This window comes from Paraglaciecola sp. QJM3NY_14, assembly GCF_056173245.1.
This window is the reverse complement of record NZ_CM149664.1, coordinates 3,730,070-3,743,713: the sequence shown is the minus strand read 5'-3', so window position 1 is coordinate 3,743,713 and position 13,644 is coordinate 3,730,070. Positions and strand designations below refer to the sequence as shown.

The following is a 13,644-nucleotide window of genomic DNA, read 5'->3' as shown; positions in this document are numbered from 1 at the left end:
GTCTTTGGGCGCTGGGGGATCCCCTCATAGAATTGGTCTTCCTTCTTTGTGAACCCAGGTAATATATTGGGCGATAGCCCATGTCATTTGAGCTGAGTTCATCCTGTAATCTTTTGCCCTTTTCCTGACTTCTCTGCCTAGCCTAATAATGGATAACACGCGCCGATGACGGATGGTGTTTGCTTGAAATGCTCTTTCCCAGTTTTGCTTCACGGCGATGATACCGAGTAGCCGTAATAGCCATTCTGCGAGCATCGCTATCAGCAGTAATATGTCGAATCGTTTGGTACAGCGACTGTTGCTGTGGCGCAGTCCCATTCCGTATTGAGGGCTTTTAATATCGCGGAAGGTTTCTTCTATTTGCATCCGTCTTGCATAAAGGGAAACCAGCTGTTTTGAGTTAAGTTTATCGTTCTCGGGAAGATTAGTGGCGAGTAGCCAAGGCTCTTTGCTACCCGCACGATAGCTTTGCTGGGCGGTGTGGTTTCGCCCTGCCTTTGAAGAACGGTTGTCCTTTCGATGTTTGGCCTTTGCTTTGTACAAATGCAGGTGTGCATGAAGCGGGCTTTTACGCCCTAATTGCCCACACCCAAGGTATTTGGCCCGAGAATTTGCACTGGGATAAAACGACTTATTACTTTGCCATGATGCTTGCCCATCACGCTTAAATCCCACATCACCGCGCACTCGGCCTAGCCAGAACCATCCATGCTTTTCGACTTCACGAAACCAAGGGTTACGATAGCCTGCATCGGTCACAATCAACGGGCAACAACCCGACGGCAGGATACTCGCCAACTCCCGTAAAAACGGATTATGACTAACAGGTGAATTGTATTCACCGAATGAAAATACGCGCTCATAAAGCGTGACAGAGCGCCCCTGAACACTGACCGATGCACGTAAGGTTAAATGCCTGAGCTGCTCACGCACATCAGACCAATCCACAAGGACAACGGGCATGGGGTTAGCACCGCAAAGCAAGCGAGCGTGCCAACGATAGATGTCGAGCCGTTCATTATGTAGGTTGTTATTACCAAGCAGCCTGTCGATGCGTTTAATGTTGTGTTTCGGGGCCACTGATCCTGAGATATTTCGTCCCAATTCGGTCAACGACAGTTGCTGACCATCTAGCAAAGATTGGGTGGCAACCATCAAAGAGGAAAGACGTTTGGCATGTAGATTAGGGCATTGCTTTTTAAGCAAATCGTGTAAGATATGAATATCACGCATGGTGTTGTTATCTGGTTGGTTTTTGGCGAAATTTATTAGATCAAATGGCGCTATGCGTGTCTATATTATTGTTTCTGCTCATAATTATGAGGGGATTCGTTAGCTTTGGGCGTATCAGCGTTGTCTGCATTTACCGCTTTTATCGGGTTTGGGGTCGGGGTAAATGCTAATTTATTGACCTCTTCTCGTCTGAATGAAGAGTTTACCTTAGTCTCTCAGATGTTAGCCCGAGATATCGCCAGAGCGGGCTTTCACGCAGGTGCATCAGCACAAATTATCGACCCTATTAATGCGTTAAATCCTTTCGCAGATTCGTTAACCCTTAGCCAGTTTACTAATGAAATCGAAGATAGCTGTATTTTATTTGCTTACGATCGCAATGCTAATGGGGTTCTGGATACCCAAGATGGCAATGAAAATTATGGCTATCGCCTGCGCGGTAAAGCAATAGAGATGCGCACAACTGGAGCGCAATGTAATAGCAATGGCTGGCATGATGTCACAGACCCCAATGTTGTGCAGGTCACGCGTCTACATTTCACGTTAACGGAGTTTATCGTTGGACAGAGGGTATTGACGCAAGTAGAGATGAATCTGGTGGCTAACTTGAAGGCTCAGCCAGATGTGTCACGCCAAAGCACAATACGCTTTTTAGTGAACAATGATGCTCAATAAATATGACTATGGGCATCATTCTAAGCGCGCAAGCAAAGGCGCTATGATGCTTGTGACGGTCTCCTTGTTGTTAGTGCTAGCTAGTTTAGTCACCGTCCATACTGGGCGCGTGAAGTCCCTTGAACATAAAATACTGCTCAACAGCCAAAACCAAGCATTGTCATCGGCTGCAGCGCAAGGCGGGTTAGCGCATGGTATGAGCCTTATGCAATCTGATGTTATCTGGCAAGGCGAAGAGCACAATATAACGTTCAGCAATAATGCGCGTGCGATTGTGAGTGCTCAATTTAATCCATTCCAACGTAACGGCTTGAATACACAGTGGGCCACCATCGAATCTGCTGGCTTATCTGCTGATGGGCAGAGTCGACATCAGGTGAGCGAGCAGGTACTTCGTTATCCTTTTCTTCACATTATCCCGCCAGTACCTTTGATCAGCGCCGTTGACATACCTAATGACTTACGTTTTGTCCTAGGGGCGAACCCGAATGCTGGTGGTAATGGGGTGCCTGTCTCTATATGGACGGATAAGACCCTTTTCGCTATTGATGTAGACAGTCGAACCTGTGCATTGCAGATATTTGATGAAAACAGATGTGCTTTAGATATGTATTCGAACAATACCAACTTAGGCATTGATACGCTGCAAGAGCACGAGGGGTTCCCGGCGGATGTATTGGAATACCTGTTCAATATACCTGTGCCTGACTGGCACATTTTAAAGAGTGAAGTGTCGCTTATCGCCGCGGATTGCGAGCCATTAACGATTGCGGATACACGTGTCATATGGATACAAGGTGAATGCCGTTTAGAAATAGGCCAACAGATTGGCAGTATTGATACCCCAATTATGTTAATTCTAGCGGACTCAGCTTTGCTGATGCCTGAAGATAGTCAAATTTTTGGTCTGGTTATTTATCTGAGCACGCAAAACCCACCTAACGCGAAAAGAATAGCCATGGCAGCGAGTGCACAGCTGAATGGCGCATTAGTGCTGCTCTCCCCCATTGATGCAGCTTTGAGTCAATTGGCAATTCGATACCAGTTAAATGTATTAACGAAACTGCATCAAGATGCTGACATGCAACGTATCGGAAAAATCAGCGGAAGTTGGCGTGATTTTTAGATGAAGACTCATTCTGGATTTAGCTTATTAGAAGTGCTGATTGCTACCGCCATTATGCTGTTCGGTGTCGCTGGTTATGTGCAGTTACAATCCCATTATATAAAACTCGACTATACGTTAAATTTGCGCCAGCAGGCACTCACACTGGCAAAGAAAAAGTTAAGTGACCTGCACAGTTTCAGTGTTGTGCATAGCAGTGCTGGGCAAAAAAGTTATCAAGATATACATTCTGACACAGGAGGGGGTATCGCCGCAGGGGAGGTTGCAGTAAAGCTTTGGCAATCACAAACCCAGACAATCCCCTTTGAATTGCACTGGCAAGTGAAAAACATGTACTTCGTCGATACCGATAACGATTTACTGCCTGATACTTGGCTACCTGAAGGCAATGTTAATTTACCGCAAACCTTGCCTGTTGTTGCACCTAAAAAGATGTTACAGATCACCGTTGGTTGGCAAGACCAATTTGGGGAGGCACTAACTGTCTCTTTGCACAGCCAATTAACGCCAGTACCTTTTACCCGGAGTCAGCATGTGGTGAGTGCCAACATAGGGAACAACCAGCCTTTACCGGTGACGTACATGCCTACGAGGGACAATATTGACGTTTTGCATCATATCGATAGTGATTTAGCGCTACAGGGCAGGGCGCCGATTATTGATGTTGTGGGGGATAATATCGCGATAAAAATTGAGCAAAATCGAGTTGAATTATTTGCCAATGAGTATGAGAAAACACGGTTAGAAAGCCAGCTTGTAGTTGGATGTGATTGCCGAGTAGCGCAAAATGGCTTAGGAAAAATGCCTGCAATGACGGTCATTCAAGGGGATAGATTGAGCACAACCCAAGGGCAAGAGGTGTTCAAAGCTAGAGGCGTTGCAGAGCCAGGGCAACACGCCCGTTGTGAGCAGTGCTGTAACGACCATCACGATACAAGTGCGATGGTCAATACTCAAAACTATTATCGACTCGAATCAGGTGATGCGCATAAGCACTACAATCGTATAGGTGACAATGTATTTGAAGAAGCTCTCGCTGAAGGGAATGAATATCAGGAAGTTTGTCGATTCAAGCGAGTAGATGGCTTTTATCATGTGGCGAGTGATCTTGTGCAGTTAGCGATCACCGAATTCGCTGCTCAGCATTTAGCGCAGCAAAATAACCGTGACGCCTATACCGCTTATATAAAACAAGTGTTGGCTGCGTATATTCAAAATACGGCGCTACCGCCACCGATAATAGGACGGGATATCACATTGCCCCTAGGGCAATTTCAACTAGCAGCCTATGGTGTCTATATAGAGCGCTTGTATGCCGAAGATTTAGCGTACTTGAACACACTTATTGCCAGCAATGATGACCGCTGGATTGCCCTAGCGCCTTTTTATGATGTTAATGTGACATTACTCGCAGATTGGCGCTCATCCGATACGCTAAGCGTAAATATACTGCAACAAGCGATACAAACTGTTGAGAATGTTGGACAAGATTATTATGCTAGCTACCAAAGAGGTGTCATAGAAAACCTATTGTTGGGCCAAAGCAGAATATATGCATCGATGAATGGCTCTAACAGTGGATTAGTTGGGCATGCACCTTTATCACCCTATGAAGCATTGAATGTAAAAGAAGGAGATGGGCTAGAGGTTGTTATTCAGCCCTGATTTTTCAGCCTAATGGCTTCTGACTGAATTTATAGCGCAGATGTTAGCTATCAGTGGGCCATTCTAATAATCAGTTTTACCAGCAGAGTGAGAGAAAAATGCACAAGCAAGCGGTGATTGACGAAATGCGTGTGAAACCGCAAATTGATGTTGAAAGCGAAGTACAGACCCGTGTTAATTTTATTAAATCCCATTTGGTTGCTTCGGGGTTAAAAACCCTCGTATTGGGGATCAGTGGTGGGATCGACTCTTGCACTTTAGGTCGATTAGCACAAATTGCGGTGAATCAATTGAATTCACCATCAAGCTCTGATTACCAATTTGTCGCTGTGCGGTTGCCTTACAAAGTTCAAGCCGATGAAGACGACGCCCAATTGTCGATTGATTTCATCCAACCGAGCCAGTCAATATCGGTGAATGTGCAGCCAGGCGCAGATGCGATTGATGAGCAAACGAGCAAAGCATTAAGTGATGCAGGGATATTGCCTGCTAGTGATACCAAACGTGATTTTGTTAAAGGCAATGTCAAAGCGAGAACACGCATGGTCGTGCAATACGAAATTGCAGGCATGCTTGACGGTTTAGTGTTAGGCACGGATCATTCTGCTGAGAATATCACTGGGTTCTATACTAAGTACGGTGATGGCGCTTGTGATTTGGCGCCAATGTTTGGCCTGAATAAACGTCAGGTTAGGCAGGTGGCAAGTTATTTGGGCGCACCCGATAATCTTGTGCATAAAGCGCCGACAGCTGATCTAGAGAGCTTAAGCCCGCAAAAAGCTGACGAGCAAGCATTGGGAATGAGTTATGATGACATTGACGATTTTCTTGAAGGGAAGCCTGTGCCACAACAAGTGACAGAGCGCCTATTGGAAATTTATAAAAAGACGCAACATAAACGTGTACCTATTCCCACAATTTATGATTAAGCACACCATCTGGAGAGAAGAAAAGTGAAGAAAGTCGAAGCGATTATTAAGCCGTTTAAAATGGATGATGTGCGAGAAGCACTTGCTGAAGTTGGCGTGAGTGGCATGACGGTAACCGAAGTTAAAGGCTTTGGACGTCAAAAAGGACACACGGAGTTATATCGTGGTGCCGAATACAATGTAGACTTTTTACCTAAAATGAAGCTAGAGGTCGTTATCCCAGACGGGCAAGTAGAACTGGCTATCGAAGCGATTATGAAAACAGCGCAAACCGGCAAAATCGGTGACGGGAAAATTTTCGTTTACGAAGTTGAGCGCGTTATTCGTATCCGTACAGGGGAGGAAAATGAAGACGCCGTTTAATTTAAGTGCTTGAGCACATGCTATAAAAAACGAGGCCATTTGGCCTCGTTTGTGTTTATTACCGGTTAGTCTTACCCGATTAATATTAGAATTAGAAACATCTACTAATGAGTGTGACCACATCCTTCAGCAGTATGAGGATGGCCGTGAGCTATTTCTTCTTCAGTTGCTGCGCGAACTTCTAATACCTCTACATCAAATGTAAGCGTCAAGCCAGACAACGGATGATTGCCATCAACTACAACCGTTTCGTCATCAACATCAAGGATCATCACAGATTGCTCACCTTCATCTGTGGTTGCTCTGAATGTCATGCCAGGCTCAATTTCCATACCTTCGAACATTGAACGTGGCACTTCTTGAACTAGGGTGTCGTGGCGCTCGCCATAGGCTTGTTCAGGCTCGATATCGATAACGAATTTCTCACCAACCTCTTTACCTTCCAAATGATCTTCTAAACCTTGGATCAGGTAATGACTACCTTGCAAGAAAACCATTGGTTCTGATTCTTTTGACGAGTCGATTTGTGTGCCATCTGGCGCACTTACAGTGAAGTGCATGGTAACGACTGTGTTGGTGGTTATATTCATTGGGTACCCATAAAAATTGGTGGTGAATACATGAAATATTCACCGATTAAAAATTAAGTATTCGCCTTTTATTCTAATGAATATGGCAGAGATTGCACGGTAAATACCGCATTAGGTCGATCTTTCAACCGCATTATCGAATTAATTTCAGTGTCGTTTGCCACAACCGCTAATAACCAAGTTTCTTTGTTTAGGGTTGCACTGCGTAATACTGTCCCCCCCTTTCGCCAGTTTTCGCCGATCGGAATTTCAAGGTTATCGCCAGGCAGCGGATTTACCGATTCGTCAGCTTTAAGGATGAAAGCCGCTCGTTTGTTTTTGCCCAAAAACTTAGTTCGAGCCACCACTTCTTGGCCCATGTAACAACCCTTGCTAAAACTGATGCCATCTAGTGCTTGTAAGTTCATCATTTGCGGCACAAATTCATTACTGGTGACAGTGCGCAATTCAGCAACCCCCGCTTTTATATCAAGCACTTCCCATAGGGTCTTATCAGCATACGTTAGCGTTTCATGTGCAGCTAAATGAGCTTGGCCTTCAGGTGTAAGTACAAGCATGAAGCGTTTGTTTTCTGAGCCTAGCGCTAACACCACACCGTTAGCATTGCTAAGCGATTGCAAGTGTTCAGCCGGTGTACTACCGAATAATTGACTGATAACAGCCTCGAGCTGCTGCCCTTGTCCACCAAAACATGCCCACTGGGTTGGCTCATCGACGAAATCGACTTTAGCAAACACACCGTATTTTTTAAGTTCGGGCAATGACGCCGCGGCACTTTCTTTATGGCTTACGAAAAGCACAGAGTCATTGTGCTCTAGGGCGTAAAAAATGTTCCAAGTCTTGCCTTTAAAGTCACAGTGGCTGCCAAACAGAGCTTCATGGGCGCTAAGTTTTGTCATGTCAGCGGTGACTTGGCCTTGCAAGTATTTGATACGCTCTTCACCACTGATGTTCAGTACATGCAAGTCATCTAAGCGACAAATAAAATCTGCAGGGATGGTGTCCGCGGTATCAATGGTGTTTATCACAAGTGTTATCTCAGCTTAATTCGTAATGGGTAATTGATATGAGGTTAAAATGCTATTTAGCAAGGGGAAATATTGAGAAAGCAATGGCGTTTCAGATGAGGATTATAAACGGTAAATTATGCTAAACTGCGCTCGAATAATCACAATAGGATGATCCATGTTTACCAAACAAAGATATGCGCGCCTGAAATGGGCATGCCGGCGCGGAATGTTAGAATTAGATGTTATCTTTATGCCGTTTGTTGAAGAGGGATTCAACGATTTATCTGAAGCGGATAAAGTTATTTTTGAGAGCCTGCTTACATGTGATGATCCCGATTTATACGCTTGGCTAATGGGCCATCAAGCGTGTAATAATCCCGATTACAAGCGCTTGATAGATCACATATTAAGTCGTGTCAAAGTATAGAGTTGAAGTAAAACCGTCGCGAATGCAAGCGTATATCGCCTGTTTGGCTTACGTTGTTTTATTGACAAGTGTTTTTGCTTGGCAGCCTCATAGCCTGCGTTATCAGCTCTTGCTGCAGTTCATATTAGGCAGTTTGATTACGGTATATTGCATAAGCATGTGGCGAAAAAGAGAGCATTCTAAGTTTGTGGTGCAGGTGAGCTACGAAGGTGAGTGGAATTATCTCGATGCCAGGCAAGATGCTAATTGGTGGATCGGTGAGCAATCTAAAATGCTTGGCAGTCTACTATGGGTGCAACGCATACCTCTGTTACAGCGACATCAACCCCAGAAAACTTCTATTCGTTGGAGTTGGATATTCAAGGACAGCGTTAGTGAGAAAGACTATCGTCGATTGTGTCGCTGTATCATAGCAAGTCAGCAGCGTGCAAGAACCTGCTAAAAAAGCCAAAAATCTAAAATTATGAAGACTCCATTAACGACGTTACCTCGTTTTGCTAACCTGATGTTTAAGGCTGCTCTTAAACGAGACAATATTAACCAATTGCCGCCTACGTTCGACGATCTACCCAAGCAGCCCTTGTCTTTTGCTCCGGCACGTTTATTAGATTCAAGTATCGAGCAGTTTCATGCCGTGACAGGATGGCGAGCGGAGCATCTTCATCCGTGTTATTTGCACGTGGTAAGTTTCCCAATGCATTTGATGTTGATGCTGCAAAAAGATTTTCCCTTCGCTTTGTTGGGCTTGGTGCACATTAATAATGAAATTATTCAATATCGCCCTGTGCAAGCGAGTGAAGCCTGTGTGTTTCGTTGCCACTTCAAAGATATGAAGTCCCATGCTAAAGGGATTGTATTTTCAATCGTTACAGATGTGCACGTCGATGGGGAGCTGTGCTGGTCATCCGTCAGCAGTAATTTGTATCGAAGTACTCGATTTAGTGCAATGAATAAAGAAAGTACCCCAGCGAATGAGGCCACAACTGGGCTTGAAGGGAGCGCACAGAGCAAGCAGATGTGGCAATTGCATCCTGGCCTAGGGCGTGATTATGCAAGAGCGTCAGGGGATTTTAACCCCATTCATTTATCTAAGCTAAGCGCCAGATTGTTCGGTTTTAAACACGCTATCGCTCATGGTATGTGGTCTAAATCTCGTTGTCTTTCTGCATTAGAGCAGATAGATCAGGATTTATTCATTCAGCCATTTAACACTCAGGTTCAATTCATTAAGCCAGCAATGTTGCCAAGTCGTGTCGTATTTTCACAGTGCGAGGCTACGCACAGTAAAGCTGGTGATGTTGGGGCTATTGATGAAGTGAATAGTAAAGAGGTTTCAGAGAATACCCAGGAGAGGGCGATGAAGTTTTCACTTAAAAACCAAGATACAGGCGCACCCCACCTGAGCGGAGAGGTGCAGTCACTGTGACACTATTTGGTGATTTTCCCTGGGATAACCGACGGGCTCGGGTTTTCGAGCAAGCCAGGGTAGTCTAAGTTGTAGTGTAAGCCACGGCTTTCCTTGCGTTGCTGCGCACACTTCACGATAAGCTCAGCAACGGTCAGTAGGTTACGCAGTTCCAATAAATTATTGCTCACTCTGAAGTAAGAGTAGTACTCATCCACTTCTTGTTTTAACAGTTCGATTCTATGCTGCGCTCTTGCTAAGCGCTTGTCAGTGCGCACGATCCCCACGTAATCCCACATGAAAAGACGTAACTCATGCCAATTATGCTGAATAATAACTTCCTCGTCTGAGTCGCCCACTTGTGACTCATCCCAAGGCTGAATACCCTCATTTGAGTCCCCGTCAGTCAAGCGCTTGATAATGTGATCAGCGGCTGAGTGAGCAAACACTATGCATTCAAGCAACGAGTTACTGGCCATGCGATTTGCACCATGCAAACCGGTATATGCTACCTCACCTAGCGCGTACAGGTTATCTAAGTCAGTTTTTGCATTAAAGTCAGTCACCACACCGCCACAGCTATAATGTGCTGCTGGTACGACAGGGATGGGCTGTCTGGTGATATCGATGCCCAACGCCCGGCACTTACGATAGATGTTGGGGAAATGCTTTTTGATAAAATCAGCGGGTTTATGACTGATATCTAAATACATGCAATCGGCACCAAGGCGTTTCATTTCGAAATCAATGGCCCGTGCGACTATATCTCTTGGGGCCAAGTCACCACGCTCATCAAATTTTTGCATGAAGGGCGTGCCATCTGCGTGGCATAAAAAGGCGCCTTCACCGCGCAGAGCTTCACTGATCAAAAAGTTGCGTGCTTCAGGATGAAATAAACAGGTTGGGTGGAATTGATTAAACTCCATATTAGCAACGCTGCAACCAGCACGCCACGCCATGGCTATTCCATCACCACTGGAAACATCTGGGTTGGAAGTATATTGATAAACTTTGCTGGCGCCACCAGTGGCAAGTGCGGTGAATTTGCTGCGGATCACTTCAACATGTTCATGTTTTCGGTTCCACACATAGGCGCCTAACAACTGATTTTGCTCATCCTTGCTTTTGATTAGATCAACCGCATTATAACGTTCAAATATATGGATATTCGGATGCTGTTTGACCGCTTCGATTAAAGTGACTTGAACGGCTTCCCCGGTCGCATCGGCTGCGTGCAGGATACGCCTGTGGCTGTGCCCACCTTCACGTGTAAGATGATAACGCTGTTCACCATCGTTGGTGTCGGTCATTTGATCGAACGGCATACCGAAGTCAATCAACCACTGCATGCAGGTTTTTGCTCTAGAAGCAGTAAAGTGAACCGCTTGTTCATCGCATAAGCCTGCACCTGCATTAAGCGTATCTTTTACGTGGGATTCGATTGAATCGTCTTCGTCGAATACAGCGGCGATACCGCCTTGGGCATATCGTGTCGACCCTTCCGCTAAACTACTTTTACTTAAAACGATAATTTGGCAATGCTCAGCCAATTTCAATGCTAGGCTAAGTCCGGCAGCGCCGCTGCCTATAATTAGTACGTCACAACGATGTTCAACAGTGGAGTGCATAGGGTAAACTACACCAATAATGCCAATAGAGGGTGGCAATACTAATTAATGTTGTAAAAAATACAATGATATTCAATTGGATCAGCCCTTATTAGCCCACGATAACAAAACTATATTTCGAATTTATTTCGACCTTATTTCGAAAAAAATTCTTACAAAACGAACTTATTGCAAAAGGCATGGTCAATTATAGTGCTTGCATGAGCCAAAATAATATTTGTAGCAGGAGTATCGGCTCGAATGAGCGAGCAGTTAACAGATCAACAAATAGTTGAAAAAGTGCAACGAGGAGACAAAGACGCATTCGGATTGTTGGTGGTTAAGTACCAACACAAGGTGTCTTATTTGGTATCACGATATGTGAAGAACTCCGGTGACGTTGCTGACGTAGCACAAGAAGCCTTTATTAAAGCTTACCGTGCATTACCTAATTTTAGGGGCGATAGCGCATTTTACACTTGGTTATACCGTATAGCCGTAAACAGCGCTAAAAATTATTTAGTTTCGCAAGGTAGAAAGCCCCCTGCGAGCGATGTGGACGCAGAAGACGCGGATTTTTATGATGGCAGTGATGCCTTGAAAGAGAATAATTCGCCAGAAAAAAGTTTAATGTCGGATCAAATGGAAAAATTGCTGTTTGATACGATGGATAAATTACCCGAAGATTTGCGCATGGCCATTAGCCTGCGGGAATTAGAAGGGCTAAGTTATGAAGAGATTGCTAATGTGATGGATTGTCCTGTTGGGACTGTTCGATCACGGATATTCAGAGCTCGTGAAGCACTGGATAAGGTTATTCAACCTTTGCTGCAACGTTAGCAAAGGGATTAAGAACGGTGACTGTTGTAACAATGTCATGTTGACATGTTGCAGTTGCAAGTTAATTTGAGATAGATTTTTATTTCAAGTGACAGTTTATTTAAGCGTATATTCAGGAAGCTTGTTATATGACGCAAAAGATTGAAAATTTGTCTGCTCTAGTTGATGGTGAGTTACACGACGAACAATTACTAGATGGAATTAAAAATGATGCTGAGCTTGCCGACAAATGGCAAAGCTATCACTTAATACGCGACAGTTTGCGTAAAGAGATGACAGCACAAATCAATGTCGATATTGCTGCAAATGTAGCCGCTGCATTGGCATCAGAACCTGCCATTCTTGCACCGAAGAAAACATGGCGTGATCTACCTTTGGTTGGTTCTGTGGTACCCTTTGCTAAACAAGGTGGGCAAATGGCCATTGCAGCATCAGTTGCAGTAGCGATGATAATCGGTGTACAGCAGTACAACCAGACTGATGTAGAGCAACCATTCAATTCTGCTCCTGCATTGTTGGGTATCCAAGGTGGTTTATCACCGGTCAGCTTAGAGCAGACGCGTACTCTACCTAGAGCTGATGCATCAGAGCAGCGCAGAGTCATTAACGCCTACTTGAATGACCATAAGCAGCAATTACGTTTTAAAGCCGCACCGGCCGAAGGCGAATCTGAAGTAGAGTTATATGATACTGAACAGTCAAACAACGTTGAAAGCATCTCACAAAAGTAAATCTTTCCAATGCATTAGGCAGGTTACGCTTGCCTGCCTAGTGTCTTTATCTTTTTCTAGCATTGGTCAGTCAGTCGAAGACGACCAAAAGACAGTGTCTGTAGACCTTCCAGCGTCATCCCACAGTGAACCTGCTAAAGCTTTTCCGTCTGATAGCGCCCATGGCTGGCTCGAAAAGATGTCTTATGCCCACAGTAACCTGAACTACAGTATTTCATTTGTACTGCTCAAGCCCGGCGTTGACTCTCAACCCTACTTATGGCGTCACGGTGTAAGTGCTAGCGGTGTCAAAATGGAGCAACTGAATTTACTCAATGGCCCGGGTAGGGAAGTCGTACGAATCGACGATAAAGTAAGTTACTTTGAGCCAAATGTTCCACCATATAGTTTGCAATCAAGGGTTATCAACGGGCCATTTCCCAGTGAGTTTTTCCAACAGCCTGATGAAATCAAAGACAGCTACGATTTTGTTATGGTGGGTCGTAGCAGAGTATCTGGACGAGCCGCCCAGCAAATTCGCATTGTTAGTAAAGATAAATCTAGATTTGGCATGAATGTCTGGCTTGACCAAGAAACCGGCCTGATGCTTAAAATGAACTTAGTGGATTTAAACGGCCAGTTACTAGAACAAATACAAGTGACAGCATGTCACGTCACAGAGCAGCCTGATGATTTTTTTGAAAAAATCGAACCTGCTATGTTACCAGAGGTATTAAAGTTAAGGCCGCAAACGCATACTAAAGCGATTTGGGATATTGCCTATATGCCTGTTGGCATGGTTGAGGTTAAACGTGATATTCATCGTTTGCCAATCACAGGGCAATCTGTTGAATATGTTATGTTGAGCGATGGCCTTGTAGATGTATCTATATACATGCGTGAAAGCCAGAACGATGGAATAAACCAAGATATTTTGCTGCGCCACGAATCAGATACCTTACTCACCCTAAATCAGGGGAGGCTGAATGTGACTGTAGTGGGTAAGCTTCCCCCTGAAACAGCTAATCATATTGCCAGTTCCATCCACTTAGCCACTAATTGAG

15 protein-coding genes are annotated in these 13,644 nt (G+C 44.7%); 11 read left to right on the top strand and 4 right to left on the bottom strand.

Going from position 1 to position 13,644, the window contains the following annotated elements:
• Positions 1–24 precede the first annotated feature (24 nt).
• Positions 25–1,233: an IS4-like element ISPat1 family transposase gene (locus AC0VYA_RS16050; protein ID WP_475488912.1), complete on the bottom strand. Its 1,209-nt coding sequence runs from the start codon at positions 1,231–1,233 to the stop codon at positions 25–27.
• Positions 1,234–1,338: 105 nt separating this feature from the next.
• Between AC0VYA_RS16050 and AC0VYA_RS16045 the strand changes: the two genes are divergently transcribed.
• The 5 genes from AC0VYA_RS16045 to AC0VYA_RS16025 all read left to right on the top strand — a co-directional run bounded on the left by AC0VYA_RS16045 (position 1,339) and on the right by AC0VYA_RS16025 (position 5,991).
• Positions 1,339–1,908 carry a prepilin cleavage protein gene (locus AC0VYA_RS16045; protein ID WP_475488911.1) on the top strand — a complete coding sequence of 190 codons (570 nt, stop codon included), beginning with the start codon at positions 1,339–1,341 and terminating at the stop codon, positions 1,906–1,908.
• Positions 1,895–3,034: a PIN domain-containing protein gene (locus AC0VYA_RS16040; RefSeq protein WP_475488910.1), complete on the top strand. Its 1,140-nt coding sequence runs from the start codon at positions 1,895–1,897 to the stop codon at positions 3,032–3,034. The genes AC0VYA_RS16045 and AC0VYA_RS16040 overlap by 14 nt, the downstream gene beginning before the upstream one ends.
• Positions 3,035–4,699 (top strand): type IV pilus modification PilV family protein, encoded by a 1,665-nt coding sequence (locus AC0VYA_RS16035; protein ID WP_475488909.1) that lies wholly within the window; start codon positions 3,035–3,037, stop codon positions 4,697–4,699.
• A 98-nt stretch (positions 4,700–4,797) separates the two neighbouring features.
• Positions 4,798–5,628: an ammonia-dependent NAD(+) synthetase gene (gene nadE, locus AC0VYA_RS16030; protein ID WP_011575902.1), complete on the top strand. Its 831-nt coding sequence runs from the start codon at positions 4,798–4,800 to the stop codon at positions 5,626–5,628.
• Between the two features lie 24 nt (positions 5,629–5,652).
• The gene (locus tag AC0VYA_RS16025; protein WP_006993147.1) at positions 5,653–5,991 is read left to right on the top strand and encodes a P-II family nitrogen regulator; all 339 of its coding nucleotides are present in this window, start codon (positions 5,653–5,655) and stop codon (positions 5,989–5,991) included.
• Between the two features lie 104 nt (positions 5,992–6,095).
• On the opposite strand, the gene AC0VYA_RS16020 is transcribed toward AC0VYA_RS16025, so the two are convergent.
• Positions 6,096–6,581: an FKBP-type peptidyl-prolyl cis-trans isomerase gene (locus tag AC0VYA_RS16020; protein WP_011575901.1), complete on the bottom strand. Its 486-nt coding sequence runs from the start codon at positions 6,579–6,581 to the stop codon at positions 6,096–6,098.
• Between the two features lie 68 nt (positions 6,582–6,649).
• Positions 6,650–7,609, bottom strand: coding sequence for a tRNA-modifying protein YgfZ (gene ygfZ / locus AC0VYA_RS16015; RefSeq protein ID WP_475488908.1), 960 nt, complete (start codon positions 7,607–7,609; stop codon positions 6,650–6,652).
• Positions 7,610–7,766: 157 nt separating this feature from the next.
• Between ygfZ and AC0VYA_RS16010 the strand changes: the two genes are divergently transcribed.
• From AC0VYA_RS16010 to AC0VYA_RS16000, 3 genes are read left to right on the top strand one after another with little or no spacing between them, the layout of a single operon-like run.
• Positions 7,767–8,018 carry an FAD assembly factor SdhE gene (locus tag AC0VYA_RS16010; RefSeq protein WP_011575899.1) on the top strand — a complete coding sequence of 84 codons (252 nt, stop codon included), beginning with the start codon at positions 7,767–7,769 and terminating at the stop codon, positions 8,016–8,018.
• 22 nt (positions 8,019–8,040) lie between these two features.
• Positions 8,041–8,460 (top strand): protein YgfX, encoded by a 420-nt coding sequence (locus tag AC0VYA_RS16005; RefSeq protein ID WP_475488907.1) that lies wholly within the window; start codon positions 8,041–8,043, stop codon positions 8,458–8,460.
• 21 nt (positions 8,461–8,481) lie between these two features.
• Positions 8,482–9,444, top strand: a complete 963-nt coding sequence (locus AC0VYA_RS16000) for a MaoC family dehydratase (RefSeq protein ID WP_475488906.1) — start codon at positions 8,482–8,484, stop codon at positions 9,442–9,444.
• Positions 9,445–9,446: 2 nt separating this feature from the next.
• Here the strand turns inward: AC0VYA_RS16000 and nadB are convergent, their stop codons facing one another.
• Positions 9,447–11,051, bottom strand: coding sequence for an L-aspartate oxidase (nadB, locus tag AC0VYA_RS15995; RefSeq protein ID WP_011575896.1), 1,605 nt, complete (start codon positions 11,049–11,051; stop codon positions 9,447–9,449).
• Between the two features lie 240 nt (positions 11,052–11,291).
• On the opposite strand from nadB, the gene rpoE reads away from it, so the two are divergent.
• The 3 genes from rpoE (at position 11,292) to AC0VYA_RS15980 (ending at position 13,643) form a co-directional block, all read left to right on the top strand.
• The gene (rpoE, locus tag AC0VYA_RS15990) at positions 11,292–11,870 is read left to right on the top strand and encodes an RNA polymerase sigma factor RpoE (protein WP_006993139.1); all 579 of its coding nucleotides are present in this window, start codon (positions 11,292–11,294) and stop codon (positions 11,868–11,870) included.
• A gap of 128 nt (positions 11,871–11,998) precedes the next feature.
• A complete protein-coding gene (locus tag AC0VYA_RS15985) occupies positions 11,999–12,601 on the top strand; it encodes a sigma-E factor negative regulatory protein (protein WP_475488905.1) in 603 nt (200 codons plus the stop codon).
• Between the two features lie 40 nt (positions 12,602–12,641).
• Positions 12,642–13,643 carry a MucB/RseB C-terminal domain-containing protein gene (locus AC0VYA_RS15980; protein ID WP_475488904.1) on the top strand — a complete coding sequence of 334 codons (1,002 nt, stop codon included), beginning with the start codon at positions 12,642–12,644 and terminating at the stop codon, positions 13,641–13,643.
• Position 13,644: the final 1 nt, after the last annotated feature.

Excerpts from the sequence above, each read along its gene's own strand:
- AC0VYA_RS16020 (WP_011575901.1), bottom strand. The coding sequence starts at position 6,581 with ATGAATATAACCACCAACACAGTCGTTACCATGCACTTCACTGTAAGT.
- nadB (WP_011575896.1), bottom strand. The coding sequence starts at position 11,051 with ATGCACTCCACTGTTGAACATCGTTGTGACGTACTAATTATAGGCAGC.
- AC0VYA_RS16050 (WP_475488912.1), bottom strand. The coding sequence starts at position 1,233 with ATGCGTGATATTCATATCTTACACGATTTGCTTAAAAAGCAATGCCCT.
- AC0VYA_RS16000 (WP_475488906.1), top strand. The coding sequence starts at position 8,482 with ATGAAGACTCCATTAACGACGTTACCTCGTTTTGCTAACCTGATGTTT.
- rpoE (WP_006993139.1), top strand. The coding sequence starts at position 11,292 with ATGAGCGAGCAGTTAACAGATCAACAAATAGTTGAAAAAGTGCAACGA.
- AC0VYA_RS16005 (WP_475488907.1), top strand. The coding sequence starts at position 8,041 with ATGCAAGCGTATATCGCCTGTTTGGCTTACGTTGTTTTATTGACAAGT.
- AC0VYA_RS16010 (WP_011575899.1), top strand. The coding sequence starts at position 7,767 with ATGTTTACCAAACAAAGATATGCGCGCCTGAAATGGGCATGCCGGCGC.
- AC0VYA_RS15985 (WP_475488905.1), top strand. The coding sequence starts at position 11,999 with ATGACGCAAAAGATTGAAAATTTGTCTGCTCTAGTTGATGGTGAGTTA.
- AC0VYA_RS16035 (WP_475488909.1), top strand. The coding sequence starts at position 3,035 with ATGAAGACTCATTCTGGATTTAGCTTATTAGAAGTGCTGATTGCTACC.
- AC0VYA_RS16040 (WP_475488910.1), top strand. The coding sequence starts at position 1,895 with ATGATGCTCAATAAATATGACTATGGGCATCATTCTAAGCGCGCAAGC.
- nadE (WP_011575902.1), top strand. The coding sequence starts at position 4,798 with ATGCACAAGCAAGCGGTGATTGACGAAATGCGTGTGAAACCGCAAATT.